The 19,330-nt window shown below is 57.4% G+C and carries 15 protein-coding genes; 6 read left to right on the top strand and 9 right to left on the bottom strand.

The features are described from left to right. Window positions 1-79 precede the first annotated feature (79 nt). The 6 genes from ACVDG4_RS17825 to fsa all read right to left on the bottom strand — a co-directional run bounded on the left by ACVDG4_RS17825 (window position 80) and on the right by fsa (window position 6,329). A complete protein-coding gene (locus tag ACVDG4_RS17825) occupies window positions 80-964 on the bottom strand; it encodes a haloalkane dehalogenase (RefSeq protein ID WP_447236104.1) in 885 nt (294 codons plus the stop codon). Continuing rightward, window positions 961-1,464 carry a winged helix-turn-helix transcriptional regulator gene (locus tag ACVDG4_RS17830; RefSeq protein ID WP_447236105.1) on the bottom strand — a complete coding sequence of 168 codons (504 nt, stop codon included), beginning with the start codon at window positions 1,462-1,464 and terminating at the stop codon, window positions 961-963. Before ACVDG4_RS17830 ends, ACVDG4_RS17825 begins: the two co-directional genes overlap by 4 nt. Next, complete coding sequence (locus ACVDG4_RS17835; RefSeq protein ID WP_447236106.1) at window positions 1,461-2,243, bottom strand: enoyl-CoA hydratase/isomerase family protein; 783 nt, start codon at window positions 2,241-2,243, stop codon at window positions 1,461-1,463. Before ACVDG4_RS17835 ends, ACVDG4_RS17830 begins: the two co-directional genes overlap by 4 nt. An 18-nt stretch (window positions 2,244-2,261) precedes the next feature. After that, entirely contained in the window at window positions 2,262-3,257 is a 996-nt protein-coding gene (locus ACVDG4_RS17840) for an NAD(P)H-dependent flavin oxidoreductase (protein WP_447236107.1), read from the bottom strand. A gap of 249 nt (window positions 3,258-3,506) precedes the next feature. Then, window positions 3,507-5,360, bottom strand: coding sequence for a dihydroxy-acid dehydratase domain-containing protein (locus ACVDG4_RS17845; RefSeq protein WP_447236108.1), 1,854 nt, complete (start codon window positions 5,358-5,360; stop codon window positions 3,507-3,509). A gap of 315 nt (window positions 5,361-5,675) precedes the next feature. Beyond that, on the bottom strand, window positions 5,676-6,329 hold the full coding sequence (fsa, locus tag ACVDG4_RS17850) for a fructose-6-phosphate aldolase (protein WP_133949144.1): 654 nt from the start codon (window positions 6,327-6,329) through the stop codon (window positions 5,676-5,678). Window positions 6,330-6,603: 274 nt separating this feature from the next. On the opposite strand from fsa, the gene ACVDG4_RS17855 reads away from it, so the two are divergent. The 6 genes from ACVDG4_RS17855 to ACVDG4_RS17880 all read left to right on the top strand — a co-directional run bounded on the left by ACVDG4_RS17855 (window position 6,604) and on the right by ACVDG4_RS17880 (window position 14,163). Further along, a complete protein-coding gene (locus tag ACVDG4_RS17855) occupies window positions 6,604-8,799 on the top strand; it encodes a primosomal protein N' (protein WP_447236109.1) in 2,196 nt (731 codons plus the stop codon). Window positions 8,800-9,194: 395 nt separating this feature from the next. Then, the gene (locus tag ACVDG4_RS17860) at window positions 9,195-9,755 is read left to right on the top strand and encodes a F0F1 ATP synthase subunit delta (protein WP_040451344.1); all 561 of its coding nucleotides are present in this window, start codon (window positions 9,195-9,197) and stop codon (window positions 9,753-9,755) included. Beyond that, window positions 9,755-11,284, top strand: a complete 1,530-nt coding sequence (gene atpA / locus ACVDG4_RS17865; protein WP_133949140.1) for a F0F1 ATP synthase subunit alpha — start codon at window positions 9,755-9,757, stop codon at window positions 11,282-11,284. The genes ACVDG4_RS17860 and atpA overlap by 1 nt, the downstream gene beginning before the upstream one ends. Window positions 11,285-11,317: 33 nt before the next feature. Continuing rightward, window positions 11,318-12,202 (top strand): F0F1 ATP synthase subunit gamma, encoded by an 885-nt coding sequence (locus tag ACVDG4_RS17870; protein WP_209172164.1) that lies wholly within the window; start codon window positions 11,318-11,320, stop codon window positions 12,200-12,202. A gap of 25 nt (window positions 12,203-12,227) precedes the next feature. Next, window positions 12,228-13,652: a F0F1 ATP synthase subunit beta gene (atpD, locus tag ACVDG4_RS17875; protein WP_133949136.1), complete on the top strand. Its 1,425-nt coding sequence runs from the start codon at window positions 12,228-12,230 to the stop codon at window positions 13,650-13,652. 103 nt (window positions 13,653-13,755) lie between these two features. Next, window positions 13,756-14,163, top strand: a complete 408-nt coding sequence (locus ACVDG4_RS17880; protein WP_040451346.1) for a F0F1 ATP synthase subunit epsilon — start codon at window positions 13,756-13,758, stop codon at window positions 14,161-14,163. A gap of 96 nt (window positions 14,164-14,259) precedes the next feature. Here ACVDG4_RS17880 and ACVDG4_RS17885 read toward each other — a convergent pair whose 3' ends face one another. The 3 genes from ACVDG4_RS17885 to ACVDG4_RS17895 form a co-directional block, all read right to left on the bottom strand. Continuing rightward, on the bottom strand, window positions 14,260-16,881 hold the full coding sequence (locus ACVDG4_RS17885; protein ID WP_447236110.1) for a PAS-domain containing protein: 2,622 nt from the start codon (window positions 16,879-16,881) through the stop codon (window positions 14,260-14,262). A gap of 329 nt (window positions 16,882-17,210) precedes the next feature. Further along, window positions 17,211-17,417 carry a hypothetical protein gene (locus ACVDG4_RS17890; RefSeq protein ID WP_133949130.1) on the bottom strand — a complete coding sequence of 69 codons (207 nt, stop codon included), beginning with the start codon at window positions 17,415-17,417 and terminating at the stop codon, window positions 17,211-17,213. A 289-nt stretch (window positions 17,418-17,706) separates the two neighbouring features. Then, entirely contained in the window at window positions 17,707-19,326 is a 1,620-nt protein-coding gene (locus tag ACVDG4_RS17895) for an NTP transferase domain-containing protein (RefSeq protein ID WP_447236111.1), read from the bottom strand. Window positions 19,327-19,330: the final 4 nt, after the last annotated feature.

The raw sequence follows: 19,330 nt of genomic DNA on the forward strand, positions 1-19,330 counted from the left end.
TATCCGATGGCATTGCCGTCGAAGAATGCGGGATGCTTGCAACCTTGAACAGGAAATTGTTGGATCTTCGATGTAAGGGCTACGAGCCAACAGCATCTTCAAGCCAACCCGCGACAGCGCGGCCAATCTCTGCACCACTGTCTTCCTGGATGAAGTGGCTTCCTTTGACAGTCACCTCTTGCTGGTTTTTCCAGGTCCGGCAGAAGTCGCGTGGGGCACCGATCAGGATTGCGCCGGGATCTGCATTGATGAACAGTTTGGGCAGGTCGTTTTCCGCCATCCATGCTGCATAGTCCGAAGCGATTTGGGTAACGTCAGCTGGCTCGCCGCCTATCGGGATTTGGCGCGGCCAGGTCAGCGTCGGCCAGCGATCGTCCCGATTTTGAAAGGGCCGCCGGTATTCGGCTTGTTCTTCGGCGCTCAAGTCGCGCAGAATCGATCCGGGCAGAACACGGTCGACGAAAAGATTGCGATCGAGAATCAGCTCTTCACCTTTTTCGGATCGAAATCCTTGAAAGATCGGCGCCGCCTCCGGATTGAACTCAGACCAATCCGCCAGTGGCTTCACGATGCCTTCCATGTAGGCAATGCCGGCGACCGCATCCCGGTGCCTGTTCGCCCAGTCGAAGCCGAGCGCAGAGCCCCAGTCGTGAATGACGAAAATGGCGTTCTTGTCGACACCGACGGCTGCCAAAAACCCATCCAGAAAACGCCGGTGGGTCTGGAAAGTGTAGGTATCTGGTCCTGGGTTCGGCAGTTTGGCGCTGTCGCCCATGCCGATCAGATCCGGCGCAATGCAGCGCCCGAGATGTTCGCATGCCGGGATTACGTCCCGCCACAGAAAGGAGGAAGTCGGATTGCCATGGAGAAAGACAATCGGCCGCCCTTGCCCGCGCTCTACATAGGCCATGTCATGACCTTCGACGCTGATCTTTTTCTTTGCAGCTGCCCAGTCGGATATCATCCAAACTCCTCCCTCTTGTTTGCCCAGCGGGCCGTCAGGACGCGGGTATAGTCGCTCGCGCCGGGGCCCGGTATTGGTGTGACCTCCCGGGGCCCAAGCGGCCGCCCGTCCTGGGCCGTCACCGCCATGTCGCGAACCGGCAAGCCGGTTGCGCGTTCTGTCAGGGTCATGCGCGGTCCCCGGCCGTTGGGTGTCCATTTCTCCCCCCAATGCAGCAAGGCAACGAGCACAGGATAAAGGTCCAGTCCCTTTTCCGTCAGCCGGTATTCATGGGACCGGCCATCCTCCGGTGATGGACGCTTCTCCACGATGCCCGCCTCACTCAAGGTTTTGAGACGGGCTGCCAGCACGCTCGACGAAATCCCGAGATGGGTCTGCATGGCATCAAAGGTGCGCATGCCGTTGAAGAGATTGCGCAGGACCAAGAGCGTGCGCCATTCGCCAACGATGTTCAGCGCCTGGCCGATGCCACAGTCGTCTTCAATCGGCGCGCGGCTCATTTGCCCTTGTACTCCGGCGTTTTCTTGGCAAGGAACGAGGCGATCCCATGCGCGCCGTCATGGGTTTTCATCATGGCGGCAATCGACCGGCTTTCCTTGTCGAGCTGGGTTTCCAGCCCTTCGGAATACGCGGTCTGCAAAAGGCGCTTCACACCGCCGTAGGCCTTGGTTGGTCCCGAGGCAAATTGGGCTGCGAGTGTACGCGCTTCCGCCATCAAATCATCCGCGGCGACGACACGGGTCACCAGCCCCCACTCGCAGGCTTCCTTGGCGGTCAGAACTCGGTTGGTCAGCATCAGCTCCTTCGCCCGCAGCAAACCAATGTGCTTGGCGAGATAATAGGACGACGACCCGTCAGGTGTCAGCGCGGAGGCCGTGTAAGCGGAGACGAATTTGGCCTTTTCGGACGCCAGAATGATGTCGCCGGAAATCGCGATTGAGAACCCGCCGCCACCGGCCGAGCCGTTCACCGCCGTTATCACCGGCGCATCCATATGCGAGAACCTGGAAAGCGCTGCATGGAGAATTGTCGCCATGCGGGTAACATGGTCGGCCTTGTCCTCAGCGTCATCAAATTCCTGCAAGTCACCGCCCGCGTTGAACATGCGTCCGGACCCCGTGAGGATCACCGCGCGCGCACCCTCTGCCTCGCACCGGCAAGCTGCATCGAAGAGTTCATCCGACATGCGGGCACTCAGCGCATTGGCGTTGTCCGGCCGATTCATGGTGATCTCGGCAACGCCGTTTTCATGGCTCCAGAGGATCGTTTGATAGTCCATCTCTTTCTCCCCTGACACTTATTCAGCTGCGACGGCAACGCCGCCAACCATGCCTTCCAGCCGCTGGCGGATCAGGGCATCGGCTTCACTCATGATCCGGTCGATCAGCTCCTTGCAGGTTGGAATGTCATCGATCAGACCGGCCACCATCCCGCAAGACCAGGCCCCGGCATCCATTTCGCCGTCCATCATGATCTTCGGATAGACGCCTGCGACTTCCTCGATGATGTCCTCGAATTTCAAATCGTCGCCGAGGCTCTTTTCCTTCTCCAGCAAACGCTCGACAGCGGCATTGTTGAGGACGCGTTCCGTGTTGCGCAGCGGGCGCATGACCAGACGGGTGTCGAGTTCGGAGGCGGCGACAATCGCATCCTTGACCCTTTGATGCACCGGCGCTTCCTTCGTGGCGATGAAGCGCGTGCCCATGTTCATGCCTTCCGCACCCATGGCGAGCGAGGCGACGAGACTGCGGGCATCGGCCATGCCGCCGGAGGACACAAAGGGGATTTCCAGTTCATCTGCAGCGCGGGGCAATAGGATCATGTTCGGAATGTCGTCTTCGCCCGGGTGGCCGCCGCACTCAAACCCATCCACCGAGACCGCATCACAGCCAATGGCCTGGGCTTTCAGGGAATGCCGGACGGAGGTGCATTTGTGGATCACCTTGATGCCCGCGTCTTTCAGGTAGGGCATCACCTGTTGCGGATTGCGGCCAGCGGTTTCCACCACCTTGACCCCGCCTTGAATGATCGCCTTCACATAGCCTGGATAGTCAGGTGCGTTCACCGTCGGCAAAAAGGTGAGGTTCACCGCAAACGGCTTGTCGGTGAGATCCCGGCATTTGGCGATCTCGTTGGCAAGGGCTTCCGGTGTCTTTTGAGTTAGACCCGTGATCGTTCCAAGCCCGCCGGCATTTGAAACAGCCGCCGCGAGCTCTGCAAAACCGACATAGTGCATGCCGCCCTGAATGATCGGATGTTCAATTCCAAAGAGCTCGGTAATCCGCGTTTTCATGAAAGGGTCCTCCGTTGTCCATGCCATTCTACGCAGGCGACCGGGTCCCTCCGGCGTTCTGGTAATAGCTTTCATAATCGAAGCTATCTCCCTTTTTGCCAAGGTGCAATTCGTCCGTGAAGTGATGTTTTCAAAAAGCGGTCCCAGCCCTCAGCCAAAGCACAGACTCCGGAAAGGTTTTCAAAAGAAAACGCCCCGGCCTGATCTGACCGGGGCGTTCTAAACTTCTCGACAGGAATGCCGGGGCGTTTATGCGCTCCGGTGGCGGTTCCGCGGTTCAAACCCAGTTTTTTCAGCCGGGCGTGGATCGCGTACCCAGACTTCCCGGTTCGGATGCAGGCCACCGCCTCGGACGGCTGGAACTGCGGTGTGACGGGCCCGGTGCAGAAGGCGGGTATCCGCAACGCCGCAGTTCGGATGAATGCCGCCGTTGTCTGCAACAGCCTTGTCCCACACGGCCTTGCGGGCTGCGAGTGTTGCTGCATCGTCCAGCGCCGGGCAATTCAGGGTGTTGGTGTTGAGGTCCACGATGATCTCATCACCGTCCTCGACAAAGGCGATCGGACCGCCAAGGGCTGCTTCCGGCCCCACGTGACCAATGACCAGACCGACCGAGCCGCCAGAGAAGCGGGCATCTGTCATAAGGGCAATCACGATGCCGCGCTCCCGGCACAGCGTCGTGATGCGGGAGGTCGGGTCGAGCATTTCCGGCATGCCCGGACCGCCGCTTGGGCCGTCATAGCGGACGATGACCATGTCATGGTCCTGGAAGCTGTCTGGCGCTTCGTCAAGGGCCTGAATCAGACCGGCTTCGCGTTCGAACACACGCGCACGGCCCTTGAAGAGGTTGTCTTCCAGACCGCCTTCGACACCGGCAAGCTTCAGGATGGCCGAGAAATCCGGCGACAGGTTGCCGCCGAGCATACGAAGGCCGCCGGTCGGCTTGAACGGCTCGGCAACGGAATGAATGACGTCGCCGTCCGGGGCGGCTGCGTTGAGGTCCGCAACCTGTTCGGCCAAGGTACGGCCGGTGCAGGTCATCATGTCGCCATTCAGAAGACCTGCGTCCAGCAGTTCTTTGACAATCACCTGAACCCCGCCAACGCGATCAATGTCGAGCATGGAGTATTTGCCGTACGGCCGTGCGTTGGTCAGAACCGGGACCACATTCTGGGAGAGGTGATTGAACTCTTCCGGGGTCATCACATCGCGCCAGAAGTGCTCATAGCCAGCTGCGCGGGCGATTTCCGGAACGTGCAGAACAACGTTGGTGGAGCCGCCGATGGCCATGGCGACGATGATCGCATTGCGCAGCGAATCGCGTTTGACGATGTCGCGCGGCTTCAAGCCCTTTTCCATCATGTCGGCGAGATAGGAAACGAGCTGCTGCGGGAATTCCTCTAAGCGGCGGGGATCGTCGGACGGTGGCGCAACCATGTGGAGTGGCTGCAGGCCGACAACGCCGATGAAGGTCTGCATGGTGTTGTAGGTGAACATGCCGCCGCAGCTGCCAATGCCCGGACATGCGTTACAGGCAATGCGGTCCCGAACGGCCTTGTCCGGGTGTCCGGCCACCTGATAGGCGCTCACGATGTCCAGCATCTCACCGGTTTCCGGATCCTTGCCCGGGCGGATTGTGCCATCGGACATGATGATCGCCGGTTCATTGCGCTCAAGGACGGCAGCCATGGTACCGACCGGTGGCTTGTCACAGGCGACGACGGCGATCGTGCCAGCCAGACCGGAGGCTTCCAGGTGCTCGCACAAACCATCGTTGGTGACTTCGCGCCCGATGAGCGAATAGCGCATTTCGCGCGTGCCGTTGCGGATGCCGTCGGACGTCGCAATCGTGTATTCCGGCTGGACCAGCCGGTATTTCAGCTGACCTTCGCCGCTGCCGATGCGCGATTTCAAGTGCTCATGGATGGCATCGACCTTGCGCGCCACACCGAGATAACACTGGCTGTCGCCTTTCGTGCCAACCACGCCCACTGACGGTTCATGGATGAGATCGGGGTCGGTGCCCAATTCCCGCGCCACGCCAATGGTTTGCGCGGACCGGCCGGGGTGGCGGTCAATCAAGACGATTCTCGAACCCGTCATTGTGTGTTTCCTATCCTTCAGCGCTTTAACCCGCGCTCTTGCTGTCTGTTTTCAAATCCACGAATACCCTGCGCGCTTCCGTCTGTCACCGGGGTCGGGCCACTTGGGGTCGGGATTTGCCTGAATGGCTGGGCTGTCCGGCCGTCAAATACCGGAACCGAGGCTCAAAATAGAAAAATGAAGAGCCGAGTGCCACCGGTTTTTGATCGCCGGCTTAGCAACATAAAGGTAAGGCTCCGGATGGACCGGAGCCTTTGATCGTGTTTCTTATGCGAACCGGGATGCAGCGCGTGCTGCACCCGATCCGCGAGCGCCTTAAAGGATGCTCTGACCGGTCTTGGCCCAATCGCTCAAGAACGCATCCAGGCCCTTATCGGTCAGCGGGTGCTTGACCAGGGACTTCAGCGTTGCTGGCGGAACGGTGACCACGTCAGCACCGATGATCGCAGAGTCCTTGACGTGATTGGGTGTGCGGATGGACGCGGCCAGGATCTCGGTGTCAAAGCCATAGTTGTCATAGATGACGCGGATTTCTCTGATCAGTTCCATACCATCAAGATTGATATCGTCGAGGCGGCCAATGAACGGCGAAATGTAGGTCGCGCCAGCCTTTGCTGCGAGCAGCGCCTGGTTGGCCGAGAAGCACAAGGTGACGTTGGTCTTCGTGCCTTCGCTCGTCAGCTGCTTACAGGCTTTCAGACCGTCAAATGTTAGCGGAAGCTTGATGACCACGTTGTCCGCGATCGCACGCAGGACATGGGCTTCCTTGATCATGGTGTCGAAGTCGGTTGCTGCGACTTCCGCTGAAACGTCACCGTTTGTGATCTTGCAGATCTCGGCAATCACGTCTTTGAAATCCTTGCCGGACTTGGCGATCAGGGACGGATTTGTGGTGACGCCGTCCAAGAGGCCCGTGGCTTCGAGTTCCTGGATCTCCGCGGTATCCGCGGTGTCGACGAAAAACTTCATGAATGATTTCTCCCAATGGCGCTTGTGTGTACGCCTTTGCAGCCTGCCGCTGTCGGCAAGCGAACGTATGAATGGTCAGCTGCGCTCTCTTTAGCCTAGGATGCTGCCCAACTGAAGCCCTGATTCTCTGGTGAAAGTCTTTTTGCGGTACGTACCTCAAAAATTATTCCGCTTGAACGGAACAAGGATCCGGGCAATCTCCGCAGAGCGTGCCGCATCTCTCACCCGTGGATGTGTGGACCACGAAATGCCATGCCGAAAAATGTGACCTGCCGTGCTGTTTGACGATTTGGAGCCGAAAGACACGATTGCCAGCGTGCTGGTACCCGTCGCCGTGCCGGTTGCTTATACCTATAAGGTCCCTGCTGGGCAGTCGGTGGTGCCGGGTTCGATTGTTCGGGTGCCATTGGGAACGCGCGAGGTCATCGGTGCGGTCTGGGACGGTGAGCCGGATGCGGCGATCAATTCCAACAAACTCAAATCGATTTCCCACGTTTACGACACCACGCCGCCGCTTGATAAGGATCTCCGCCGGTTTGTGGACTGGGTGGCCGGCTGGACGCTCGGTGCACCGGGCATGGTTGTGCGCATGGTGCTGCGGTCTGAAGAGGCACTCGAACCGGAAGCCCCGGTTCCAGGTGTCCGGCGGATCGAAGGTGCGGAGCCAGAGCGGATGACGCCCGCCCGCTGCCGTGTTCTCGGAACGATGGAAGACGGATTTGCGTGGACAAAAAGCGGCCTCGCACATGCAGCCGGTGTCAGCGCATCCGTCATTGACGGACTGGTTCAACAAGAGGTGCTAGAGATCGTCTCCATGCCGGCAGCACCCCCGCTGCCACGTCCTCAGATCGACTATGCGCAAAAGGAACTGACGCCGGCTCAGCAAGCAGCTGCGGAGAAGCTATCAGATAGTTTCGACAAAGGCGCCGCAGTGACATTGATTGACGGTGTGACCGGGTCTGGCAAGACCGAGGTCTACTTCGAAGCAATCGCGGAAGCCTTGCGGCGGGATAAGCAGGCACTGGTGCTTCTGCCGGAAATTGCGCTGACAGAACAGTTTCTGCGGCGGTTTGAACAGCGGTTCGGTGTTTATCCGGCCGAGTGGCACTCTGAAATTACACCAAAAAACCGGGCGAGGGTTTGGCGCGGTGTTGCAACTGGCGATGTCCGTGTCGTGATCGGCGCGCGATCCTCTCTCTTTCTTCCATTTAAGGAACTAGGGCTGATCATCGTCGATGAAGAACACGATGCCGCGTTCAAGCAGGATGACCGTGTGCCCTATAGCGCACGGGACATGGCCGTCGTGCGCGGGCATATTTCACGCTTCCCGGTAGTCTTGGCCTCCGCGACACCGTCGATCGAGAGCCGGGTCAATGCTGAGCAGGGCCGGTATAGTCTGGTCGAATTGCCTGACCGGGCGTCCGGCGCTGCACTTCCCGATCTATCGGCCATTGATATGCGCCTGGACGGACCGGAACAGGGGCGTTGGCTGGCACCGGGTTTGGTGGGCGCAATCAAGGAAACTTACGCCAACGGGGATCAGGCGCTGTTGTTCCTGAACCGGCGCGGATATGCCCCTCTGACATTATGCCGCACCTGCGGTCACAGGTTCCAATGTCCGCATTGCAGCACGTGGCTGGTTGAGCACAGGTTTCAAAAGAAACTGGTTTGTCACCACTGCGGGCATAACGAACGCGTACCGGAAAGCTGCCCGTCATGCCAAAGCACCAATACGCTGGTTGCCTGTGGCCCCGGTGTAGAGCGGATTGCAGAAGAAGTGAGCGATCTCTTCCCACAGGCGCGGACGTTGGTTCTGTCGTCTGATCTGCCTGGTGGGCCTGAGCGATTGAAGCGGGAAATGAAAGTCGTCGAAGAGGGCGGCGCTGATATTATCATCGGAACTCAGTTGGTCGCCAAAGGCCACAATTTCCCGAAACTGAAGCTGGTTGGCGTGGTTGATGCAGATCTCGGCCTGGCGCATGGCGATCCGCGTGCCGCTGAAAAGACCTTCCAACTGCTTGCCCAGGTCACGGGCCGTGCAGGCCGCGTCACCGGTGGCGGCAAAGGCTTTTTGCAGACCTACAGCGCCGATCATCCTGTCATCAAGGCGTTGCTCTCCAACGATAAACACGCGTTTTATCAGGCGGAGATCGAAGCGCGCCGCGCCGCTGGGCTGCCGCCATTTGGTCGATTGGCAGCTGTCGTAATCTCAGGTCCTGACAGGAATTTTGCGGAAAGTTTTGCCCGACAGCTTGCACGGGTGGCGCCTCCGGACCAGGCCGTTACGCTGCTTGGACCTGCAGAAGCCGCTTTGGCCATGGTCCGAGGACGCTACCGGTTTCGCCTTTTGGCGATGGCGCCGAAGCAATATGACTTGCAGTCTTATATCAGAGGCTGGCTTTCAAACGGCCCGAAGCCGACGAAGGGCCTTCGCGTACAGATCGATATTGATCCGCAGCACTTTTTGTAGCACCGCGCATAGACCGAAACGGATGGGCTGCTTTGGTATAGAAGGCTTTCGGTGGCTTAGCCGTCGCAGGATGTGTTGGTCTTTCGTGGTAGACCCGCAATGAGAACGAATGCAAACACGGTCTCAAAAGCGGCCACCGTCTAAAGGTTTATACGGCCGGTGACACATTGATCTGCAAGGCTTTTTGTCGCGGATGGGTAAAAAACACCAATGAATCGGCAAGAACAGCCTCCCCGCGGCGTTGCACACTGGGAAACCCTGTGCTAATTGAGGCGCGGCTTTGGGGGAACGGTTTAACCGTCATACCTTCTGACCTTGAAATCATTCATTTTTTCAATGTCTTGCGGACGCTAGCCGTTTTGCGGACATGAAAAACGTCAGAGAGCACGGACCTGGTGACTGACAACGTATCTCTCGTATCCGGCGTGGCACAGCGTTATGCGTCCGCCCTTCTCGACCTAGCTGAAGGCGACGGCGTAACGGCTGACGTGGAACGGGATCTGACTGCTTTTGAAGGCATGCTTTCCGAAAGCGAAGATCTCGTCCGTCTTGTGAAAAGCCCGGCATTCAGTGCTGAAGAGCAGCTTGCAGCGCTCGCAGCACTTCTCGACAAGGCTGGCATCAAAGGCCTGGCCGCAAATTTCGTGAAGTTGGCAGCCCGTAACCGGCGCCTCTTCGTCCTTCCTGACATGATCAAGTCTTTCCGCGCCCTGCTTGCAGAAAAGCGCGGCGAAGAAACAGCTGAAGTGGTGTCTGCCGCTGCTCTGTCAGACGAACATGTCGCTGCCCTGAAAGAAGCGCTCTCTGCTTCCACGGGCAAATCTGTAAACATCGCAGCTAAGGTTGATCCTGCCCTGATCGGCGGCCTTGTGGTCAAAGTCGGGTCCCGCATGATCGATACGTCGCTGCGTACCAAGCTCAATTCACTCAAGTTCGCGATGAAAGAGGTCGGCTGATGGATATTCGGGCCGCGGAAATCTCCGCAATCCTCAAGGACCAGATCAAGAGCTTTGGCCAGGAAGCCGAAGTTTCTGAAGTTGGTCAGGTGCTCTCCGTCGGTGACGGTATCGCCCGTGTTTATGGTCTGGACAAAGTTCAGGCTGGTGAGATGGTCGAATTCCCGGGTGGTATCAAGGGCATGGCCCTGAACCTGGAATCCGACAACGTCGGTGTAGTTATCTTCGGTTCTGACCGTGACATTAAAGAAGGCGACACCGTCAAGCGGACCGGCGCCATCGTGGAAGTGCCGGTTGGTAAAGGTCTCCTTGGCCGCGTTGTCGATCCGCTCGGCAACCCGATCGATGGCAAAGGCCCGATCGAAGCTACTGAAAAGCGCCGTGTGGACGTTAAAGCGCCGGGCATCCTGCCGCGTAAGTCCGTGCACGAGCCGATGTCTACTGGCCTGAAAGCCATCGACGCCCTGATCCCGGTTGGCCGCGGCCAGCGCGAGCTCGTCATTGGTGACCGTCAGACCGGTAAGACCGCGATCATCCTCGACACGTTCCTCAACCAGAAGCCGCTTCATGCCGGCGACGACGAAGATGCAAAGCTGTACTGCATCTACGTCGCTGTTGGTCAGAAGCGTTCCACCGTTGCCCAGTTTGTCAAGACACTGGAAGACAACGGCGCTCTGGAATACTCCATCGTTATCGCCGCGACCGCATCCGAAGCTGCTCCGCTGCAGTTCCTGGCGCCGTTTGCCGGCTGTGCAATGGGTGAGTTCTTCCGCGACAACGGCATGCACGCCGTGATCGGTTACGATGACCTGACCAAGCAGGCTGTTGCTTACCGCCAGATGTCTCTGCTTCTGCGCCGCCCGCCAGGACGTGAAGCGTTCCCGGGTGACGTTTTCTACCTGCACTCCCGTCTGCTGGAGCGTGCTGCGAAGTTGAACGAAGACCACGGCAAGGGCTCTTTGACCGCACTTCCGGTCATTGAAACCCAGGGCAACGACGTGTCCGCGTTTATTCCGACCAACGTGATCTCGATCACCGACGGTCAGATCTTCCTGGAAACGGACTTGTTCTACCAGGGTATCCGCCCGGCTGTTAACGTTGGTCTGTCGGTGTCCCGCGTGGGGTCCTCAGCTCAGATCAAGGCGATGAAGCAGGTTGCTGGCCCGATTAAGGGTGAGCTGGCTCAGTACCGTGAAATGGCTGCGTTCGCGCAGTTCGGCTCCGACCTTGACGCCACCACTCAGCGCCTGTTGAACCGCGGTGCACGTTTGACCGAACTACTGAAGCAGCCGCAGTTCTCGCCGCTGAAGACTGAAGAGCAGGTCGCCGTGATCTATGCTGGCGTGAACGGATACCTCGACAACCATCCGGTTGATCGTGTGAAGGAATTCGAAGAAGGCCTGCTTCTGTTCCTGCGTGGTGAGCACAAAGAACTGCTCGACGCGATCTGGGAAAAGAAAGCCCTCGACGACGACCTCACTGGCAAGCTGAAAGCTGCGCTTGACGCGTTCGCTAAGAACTTCGCCTAAGACCACACGCCGGGATAAGGAGCAGGGGCGGCCATGCCGAGCCTGAAGGACTTACGAAACCGCATCGCTTCCGTGAAGGCGACGCAGAAAATCACCAAGGCCATGCAGATGGTGGCCGCGGCGAAACTGCGTCGTGCCCAGGAAGCTGCGGAGGCCGCGCGCCCCTATGCGGAACGCATGGAGAGCGTGCTGGCCAACCTCGCCGTGGCTTTTGAAGGCCGCGACGACGCTCCGAAGCTGATGTCCGGTACGGGCAATGACCAGGTTCATCTCCTGGTTGTTGCAACGGCCGAACGCGGTCTTTGCGGGGGCTTCAACACGAACATCGCCAAGCTGGCACGCGAAAAGGCAAAAAGCCTGATTGGCCAGGGCAAGACGGTCAAGATCCTATGTGTTGGCAAAAAAGGTTTCGACGCGATCAAACGCGACCTTGGCCAGCACGTGATCGAGACCATCGAGCTGCGCGGCGTCAAAAACGTCGGTTTCTCCAATGCGGATGAAATTGGGCGCAAGGTTCTCTCCATGTATGAAAATGGAGAGTTTGACGTCTGCACATTGTTCTATGCGACCTTCCAATCCGTTATCGCTCAGGTTCCGACTGCCCAGCAGTTGATCCCGGCCCATTTTGAGGCAAGCGAAGGCACGGATGAAGGCGGTGCAAGCGCGGTCTATGAGTATGAGCCGGATGAGGCTGAGATCCTTGCTGATCTTCTGCCGCGGAACATCTCCATCCAGGTTTTCCGGGCGCTTCTGGAAAACGCTGCATCTGAGCAGGGCGCTCGTATGTCCGCAATGGACAACGCGACGCGCAACGCCGGCGACATGATCGACAAACTGACGATCAACTACAACCGCCAGCGCCAGGCTCAGATTACGACCGAATTGATTGAAATTATCTCAGGCGCTGAAGCGCTGTAACGGGATCGAGACGAGGATTAGGGATATGGCTGACAAAAAAGTCGGACGGGTCACCCAGGTCATCGGCGCCGTTGTCGACGTCAAGTTCGATGACCATCTGCCGTTGATCCTGAACGCTCTTGAAGCGGACAACCAGGGCAACCGCTTGGTGCTCGAAGTTGCTCAGCACCTGGGCGAGAACACAGTACGTACCATCGCGATGGACTCCACCGAGGGTCTGGTCCGCGGTCAGGAAGTTGTCGACACCGGTTCTGCCATCATGGTTCCGGTTGGGGACGGCACACTCGGCCGCATCATGAATGTGATTGGTGAGCCGGTTGACGATGCTGGCGAAATCAAGCACGAGCAGAAGCGCGGTATTCACCAGGAAGCTCCGGAATTCATCGAGCAGTCGACCGAAGCTGAAATCCTTGTGACGGGTATTAAGGTCGTTGACCTTCTCGCACCGTACGCAAAGGGCGGTAAAATCGGTCTGTTCGGCGGCGCCGGCGTTGGCAAAACCGTTCTCATCATGGAACTGATCAACAACATCGCTAAGGCGCACGGCGGTTACTCCGTATTCGCCGGTGTTGGTGAACGCACCCGTGAAGGCAACGATCTTTACTGGGAAATGATCGAATCCAACGTGAACAAGGAAGGCGGCGGAGAAGGCTCCAAAGCGGCCCTCGTTTACGGTCAGATGAACGAGCCTCCCGGAGCGCGTGCCCGTGTTGCTTTGACTGGTCTGACAGTCGCCGAGCACTTCCGTGATGAAGGTCAGGACGTTCTGTTCTTCGTGGACAACATCTTCCGCTTCACCCAGGCTGGTTCTGAGGTGTCCGCGCTTCTCGGTCGTATCCCGTCTGCTGTGGGTTACCAGCCGACACTTGCCACCGACATGGGCGGCATGCAGGAGCGGATCACCACCACGAACAAGGGCTCGATCACCTCGGTTCAGGCCGTTTACGTTCCTGCCGATGACTTGACCGATCCGGCACCGGCATCGACCTTTGCTCACTTGGATGCGACCACGGTTCTGAACCGCGCAATCGCTGAAAAAGGTATCTACCCGGCTGTGGATCCGCTGGATTCCTCATCCCGCATGCTGGATGCCCGTATCATTGGTGAAGAGCACTACGAAACAGCCCGTGCTGTTCAGGGTACTCTGCAGCGCTACAAGGCTCTTCAGGACATCATCGCCATCCTCGGCATGGACGAACTATCTGAAGAAGATAAGCTCACCGTGGCACGTGCCCGTAAGATCGAGCGCTTCCTGTCGCAGCCGTTCTTCGTGGCTGAGGTCTTCACCGGTTCTCCGGGCAAGCTGGTTGCTCTGGAAGACACCATCAAGGGCTTCAAAGGCCTTGTTGACGGTGAATACGACCATCTGCCGGAAGCTGCTTTCTACATGGTTGGTTCCATCGAGGAAGCCATCGAGAAAGCTCAAAAGCTGGCTGCAGAAGCCGCTTAAGGCATTGGATCGGACGCCGGAAAACGGCGTCCGGTTTTCTCTTGTTTGATGGTCCGGCCTTCTGCCTGCCATCTGAACCGATGACTGACAAGGAAGACGCCAAATGGCTGAACTTTTCCAGTTTGAGTTGGTCTCGCCGGAGCGCCAGCTCCTGTCCGAACAGGTTGCCGAGGTCGTTGTACCGGGCACCGAAGGCGAGTTTGGCGTTCTGAAGAACCACAGCCCGTTCATGTCCACCATCAAGCCGGGCATCCTGAAAGTCCGCACAGATGCTGGATCCTGGGATGAGTATTTCGTGCGCGGCGGGTTTGCTGACATTGCTCCAGGCGGTCTGACCGTCTTGGCCGAACAGGCGATCCCGGTGTCTGAAATCAGCGAAGACCAACTGGCTCAGGCGATAAAGAACGCCGAAGAGGATGTTGCTGACGCGAAAGACGACGACACCAAGCAGAAGGCAGAAATGACCCTGTCTCAGCTGAAGGACGTCGCAGAAGCTCTCAAGGCTGCCTAATCAGCTTACGCTCAGAAACGTATTTTTGAAAACGCGGTCCGGATTGGATCGCGTTTTTTGCTTTTTTCTTGAGAAGAAACTTTTGCGAAGTTTCGTTCAGGCCGCACCGCCACGGATAACCTTATGGGCGCGCCCAGCTTCGTAGAACCGGAAGCCATTCCGCCCATTCTGCTTGACTTCATAGAGCGCGATGTCAGCTTTTTTCTGAAGGGATTCGATCGATGCGGCGTCTGCACCAATATAAGAAATCCCGAGGCTGATCCCGATCGAAACATTATGGGCAAAGACATCAAAGGGCTCATTGAGTGCTGCTACCAGCCGCTCCGCGATTTCGGTCACCCAGGGCTCGCCTGGCCCCCCACCCTGAAGGATGATCGCAAATTCGTCCCCGCCAATTCGCGCAACAAGGTCGGTTGCACGTACGCACTCTTTGAACCTCTGCGCAACCTGACAGAGCAGCTCGTCCCCGACATCGTGGCCGTAGGTGTCGTTGACGGGTTTGAAGCGATCTAGATCCAGCAATAACAGATGTCCGCCCGTTCCTTGCATCTGGGCATCGAGCAGGGCTTCTTGAAGGCGTGCCGTGAAGAGCGCGCGATTGGCGAGACCCGTCAGGTCATCGTGGTGGGCCGCGTGGGTAATGCGCGCTGCGGCTTCTTCGCGCAAAGTGATGTCTTCGTGAGTCCCGATCCATCCGCCGTCCGGCAATGGGGCATGGACCACTCCGATCACCTTGCCGTCGGGATGTGTGAATTTAGAACGGACGACTTCGCCGCGGGACAGTTTTTCATAGAGCGATTTATAGTGTTCTTCGACGTCGCCATCGAAATCGCCGCGGTCTTTTTCTGCCTGAAGCAAATCAATAAGGCTGACACCTTCGCGCACCTCGCCATAGGGCTTCCGGAAGATGTCCAGGTATTGCTGGTTCCACAAAATGAGCTTGCCGTCCTTGTCGAATACGCTCACGCCCTGGCGCATGTTGCCGAGGACGGCTTCGAGCTCCGCCAACCGGTCTCGTGCCAGACGTTCGCTTTCGGCCAGCGTTTTTTCCATTTCTTTGCGATCAGTCACGTCAAAGAAATTGAAAATGGAACCGCCCGCCGGCAATGGAGTGTAGCGAACTTCGAGGTATCGCCCATCAGCGTTCTGACGCTCGTAGCTGTAGGCTTTGGAGGGAGAGTTTAGCCTGAACTTCTCCAGAGCAAGTTTCTCCGGGTCTCCGGGCCCATAATCACCTCTTTCGGCTGAAAACTTGAGGTAATCTAGAATATGCAATTTCTGCCGTAACATATCGGCGGGATAACCGAGCAGTTTGCCGAATTCGTCATTGTAAGATGCGAGCTGGAAGTTGTCGCTGTAGTGCGCCACACCGCCCGGGAAATTGTCGAAAATGCCTTGGAGCGTATTCGCCTGGCGTTTGGTTTCCGTGATGTCGGTCAGTGAAACGACGACCCCATCAAGGGCGTAATCGCCGCCTTGTGCAATGGGTCTTGCATTGACACGCAACCATCGCGACGCCGCTTTTCCACTGTGTTTGAGTTCAGCCGTGGCATCGCAGACGAGGAGCGGATCTTTTGCCGCAAGTTCGAGCGTATTAACCTCTTGGTGTGTAACCCCGAGGTCGCAAATAACAGCGACTGTGAGATCTTTGACGTTTCGGCCGACGAGACGCTCGGTCGTAGAATCAAGCAGTTTCGCGCCTGCCGGATTGCAGGACTGTATGATGCCGGACCGGGTCAGCACCAAGACACCTTCACTGAGCGTCTCAAGCGTCGTCCGGTGTGCGGCTTCGGATTCGCGGACCGCTTGTTCAACTTGTTTCCGCTCAGTTACGTCCTGAAATGCGCCAACAAGCTTGATGGTTTCGCCGTCCTTTTCGATTGGGCGGCCTACAGCGCGAACCCAGATTTGGCGACCTTTGGCGGTTACCAGGGGCAGTTCAGCATCCCAGCCGCGACCTTGCTCAATACCACGCGCAACCGCCTTGGTGATTGTCCCCCGGGCTTCTGGCGCATAGAAGTCAATGGCTGTTTCGACGTTCGGGACATAGTCATCAGATACGTCATGGATCTCGTGGGTCTTCCGCGTCCATGTCAGCTTTTGAGAGTTCATGCACAACTCCCAACCACCAACGCCAGATACGGCGGCAATTTCTTCAAGAAGTCGGCCTTTGCCCACGGCCTCTTCATGTTCCGCTTCTGCACGCGCGAGCGCTGCTTCTTTTTCTACATTTGCCTGATGAGATTTAAGAAGCCCCTCGACCACCCGGCCCATACGTCGCAGCTGATCCAATTGCTGCCGGGCCGGCTTGCGTGGTCTTTGGTCGATGACACAGAGAGTGCCGAGCCTGTTTTTTCCATCCAGACTTAGAGGACAACCGGCATAGAAACGGATATTCGGCTCGCCCGTGACCAACGGATTGTCGCAGAACCTTTCATCGCTCAGCGTATCTGGAACGACAAACAGATCATCAGCTGAAAGGGCATGTTGGCAGATGGAAACTTCTCTCGCAGTGCCTTCGATATCAACGCCGCAGGCGGCTTTGAACCATTGAACCCGTTCATCTACCAGAGAAATCAATGCGATGGGGCAATCGAAGATGGCTGCAACGGCTTCCACCACCGCATCATATTCCGGCAAACGCTCAGAGCCCACGATCTGCAGTGCGTGCAGCGCGTCCAGGCGTTCCTTCTCATTTTCAACCAGGTGTATACCCATCCTGCCCGTCGTCTAGGTTGCTTTGCAACAAATCTAGTACGGGAAAAAGTACCGGTCGGTTAAAAACAAAGTCTTAACTGGCCACAATAATTGAATAAAAAATATCTAAAAATGAAACAATAAAAGCTTTGAGGTAGCAGTAAATAGGGGGAGAAGAACGCAGGGTAAATTAAATGAATAGGTAAATTATACGGAAATTGGAGCGTATTGGCGCGAAGGTTGGTCGTCAAAAGTGCTAGGGGCGCCGACAAAAAACCCGGCCTGGGGCCGGGTTTGAGGCGCGTGGATGATCCACGGAGAACTGCTTTTATTTACAAGCAGCTGTAGTTTTAAGCCGCGCGACGGAAGGACAAGCTCATGCCACCACCAGAACGGTTGCGGCGGCGCTCTTCCGGTGGGATGTAAACGATGGAGCGGTGGTCGTCACAGTAAGAAACGCCCGGCTCGACCCGGTTGGAGCACGGAAAGGTGTAATTTCCAGCGTCGCCTTCTGCCCATTTACAGCAGCCCGGGCGCGGGAGAGACAAGTCAGCCATGACAGTTTCCTTTATTCTATACGCACACAACAAAAGCGCTCGAGCATCCTCCTCAAGTGAGGATCCGAACAGCCTTTGAAATAAATCGGATTTAGCAGACGCCCGGGACGTTTTTCATGGCCCACCTCTGCAAGCAGAGAGCCCTTCAGCAAGCGCATCGAGTACATAGGTCGGATGTCACAAAATTGCAATAGAATAGCAGGCATGTCGGCCTTGCATTTCCTGCATAGCCGGTTAAGCCTAGTTTACCTTTGCTCAGAAAGCTTAACAACTTCCGTTGTTTAGCGCTTTATTGCTGGTCATCTGGCGGGAGCTGCCCACCGGCTGCAAACAGTGCTTGGGGTGTGTCCAAGTCGAGTCGGGCCGCATCACCAAGCTCGACTTCCGCTACGAAGCCTGGATTCTCAGCAATAACATGGCGAGCGCCAATGTCACCGGTCAAGGATTTGAGCGCGTCGAAAAATCGCTGGTCCCAGAGTACCGGATTGCCGCGTTTCCCGTCCGCAGTCGCTGCGACAATCAGGTTGCTGGAGCTTTCCCGATAGGCAACAATGAGTCGGTTCAAGGCCTCCGGCGTAATGCGCGGCATGTCTCCGAGAAGGATAATGACGGCTTCCGGCTCCGTTTTTAGAGCATTCATGCCAGCGCGGATCGAGCCCGCCATACCATCTGCATAGTCGGCATTAAACGTGACATTCAGATCAAGATCATCAACTTCGGCTTCGACCCTCTCAGCAAGGTGACCAGTGACCAGAACGGTTTCGATCAAATCAGCACCGCAAGCCGTTTCTGCAGCGTGACGTATCAACGACTTGCCATCCAGTTGCGCCAGCAGCTTGTTTGGTCCACCCATGCGGGAGGATTTACCGGCGCCCAGAATGATCGCTGCGATCTTCGGCTTCGACCTGGGGGCCTTTGGGGCCCTTGGTTGCGGCCGCGTCCCGATCTCCATCAAGAGGCCTCCAACGCCCATGCCGGTGATGTCGTGGGTTGAAACTGCCAATCCGGCGAGCAGGCGATCAAGGATCCAGTCAAAGCCGTTTTCCTTTGGGCTGCGGGCGCACCCCGGTGCGCCGATCACAGGTGTGGCGTTGAGATCGCCCAGCATAAGAAGGTTACCCGGGTCCACCGGCATGCCGAGGTGTCGAACGTCGCCGCCAGCTCTTTCCAGCGCTGCAGGAAGAACATCTTCCCGGTCAACAACTGCTGACGCGCCAAACAGGATCAGCAAGTCTACGCCGCTGGTATTCATTTGGGAAATGGCAGCAGAAACAGCCTCTTCGGTATGGTCGACGCGCAATTCAGCCGCGATCTGACTGCCGCTTGCCCGAAGTCGGTCTTCGAGTATCCGGCGGGTCTTGTCCATCGTGGAAGGTTTTAAATGGGGCAAGCATGTCGCGATCAAGCCAACCTTGCGGGCAGAAAACGGCGCGACGCGGACCGCGCCTTTGATCGCTCTTTCGGCCTTGCCGATTAAAACATCCGATACCGCAAAGGGTATGATTTTGGCTGTTGCGACCATCCGGCCCGGCGTGACCCGAGTATGATTTGCGAGCGTTGCAAAGGTAATCGCCGGATCTATTCTATTGGCATCTGTGACCGCGGCCTCATCAATAACCAGAACACCGTCGGTGTCTGAAAACAGGTTCATCCGGCCCGTAAACGGCGCGTCCGTGTACAGGCCGGCACCTTTGGCAGCGCCTCCTAGTCGGGCTGCCGCTGCGTCTTCGTCCAGGTCTCCGGCTTCAAGGCGCGCAACAACAATCGTCTCCAAGCCGGCCTCGCTCAAAAGAGCGCAGTCGGTTTCTGTTAAGCGATGCCCTTTCTTGAGGATGAGGCCAGGCAGTTTGGTCGAGTGGGCGAGCACACAGCCCTCAGCTTCCATCAGCGCAACGGGGCCAAACTTCATTCCA

The sequence above is a fragment of the Roseibium sp. MB-4 genome, from assembly GCF_053005265.1.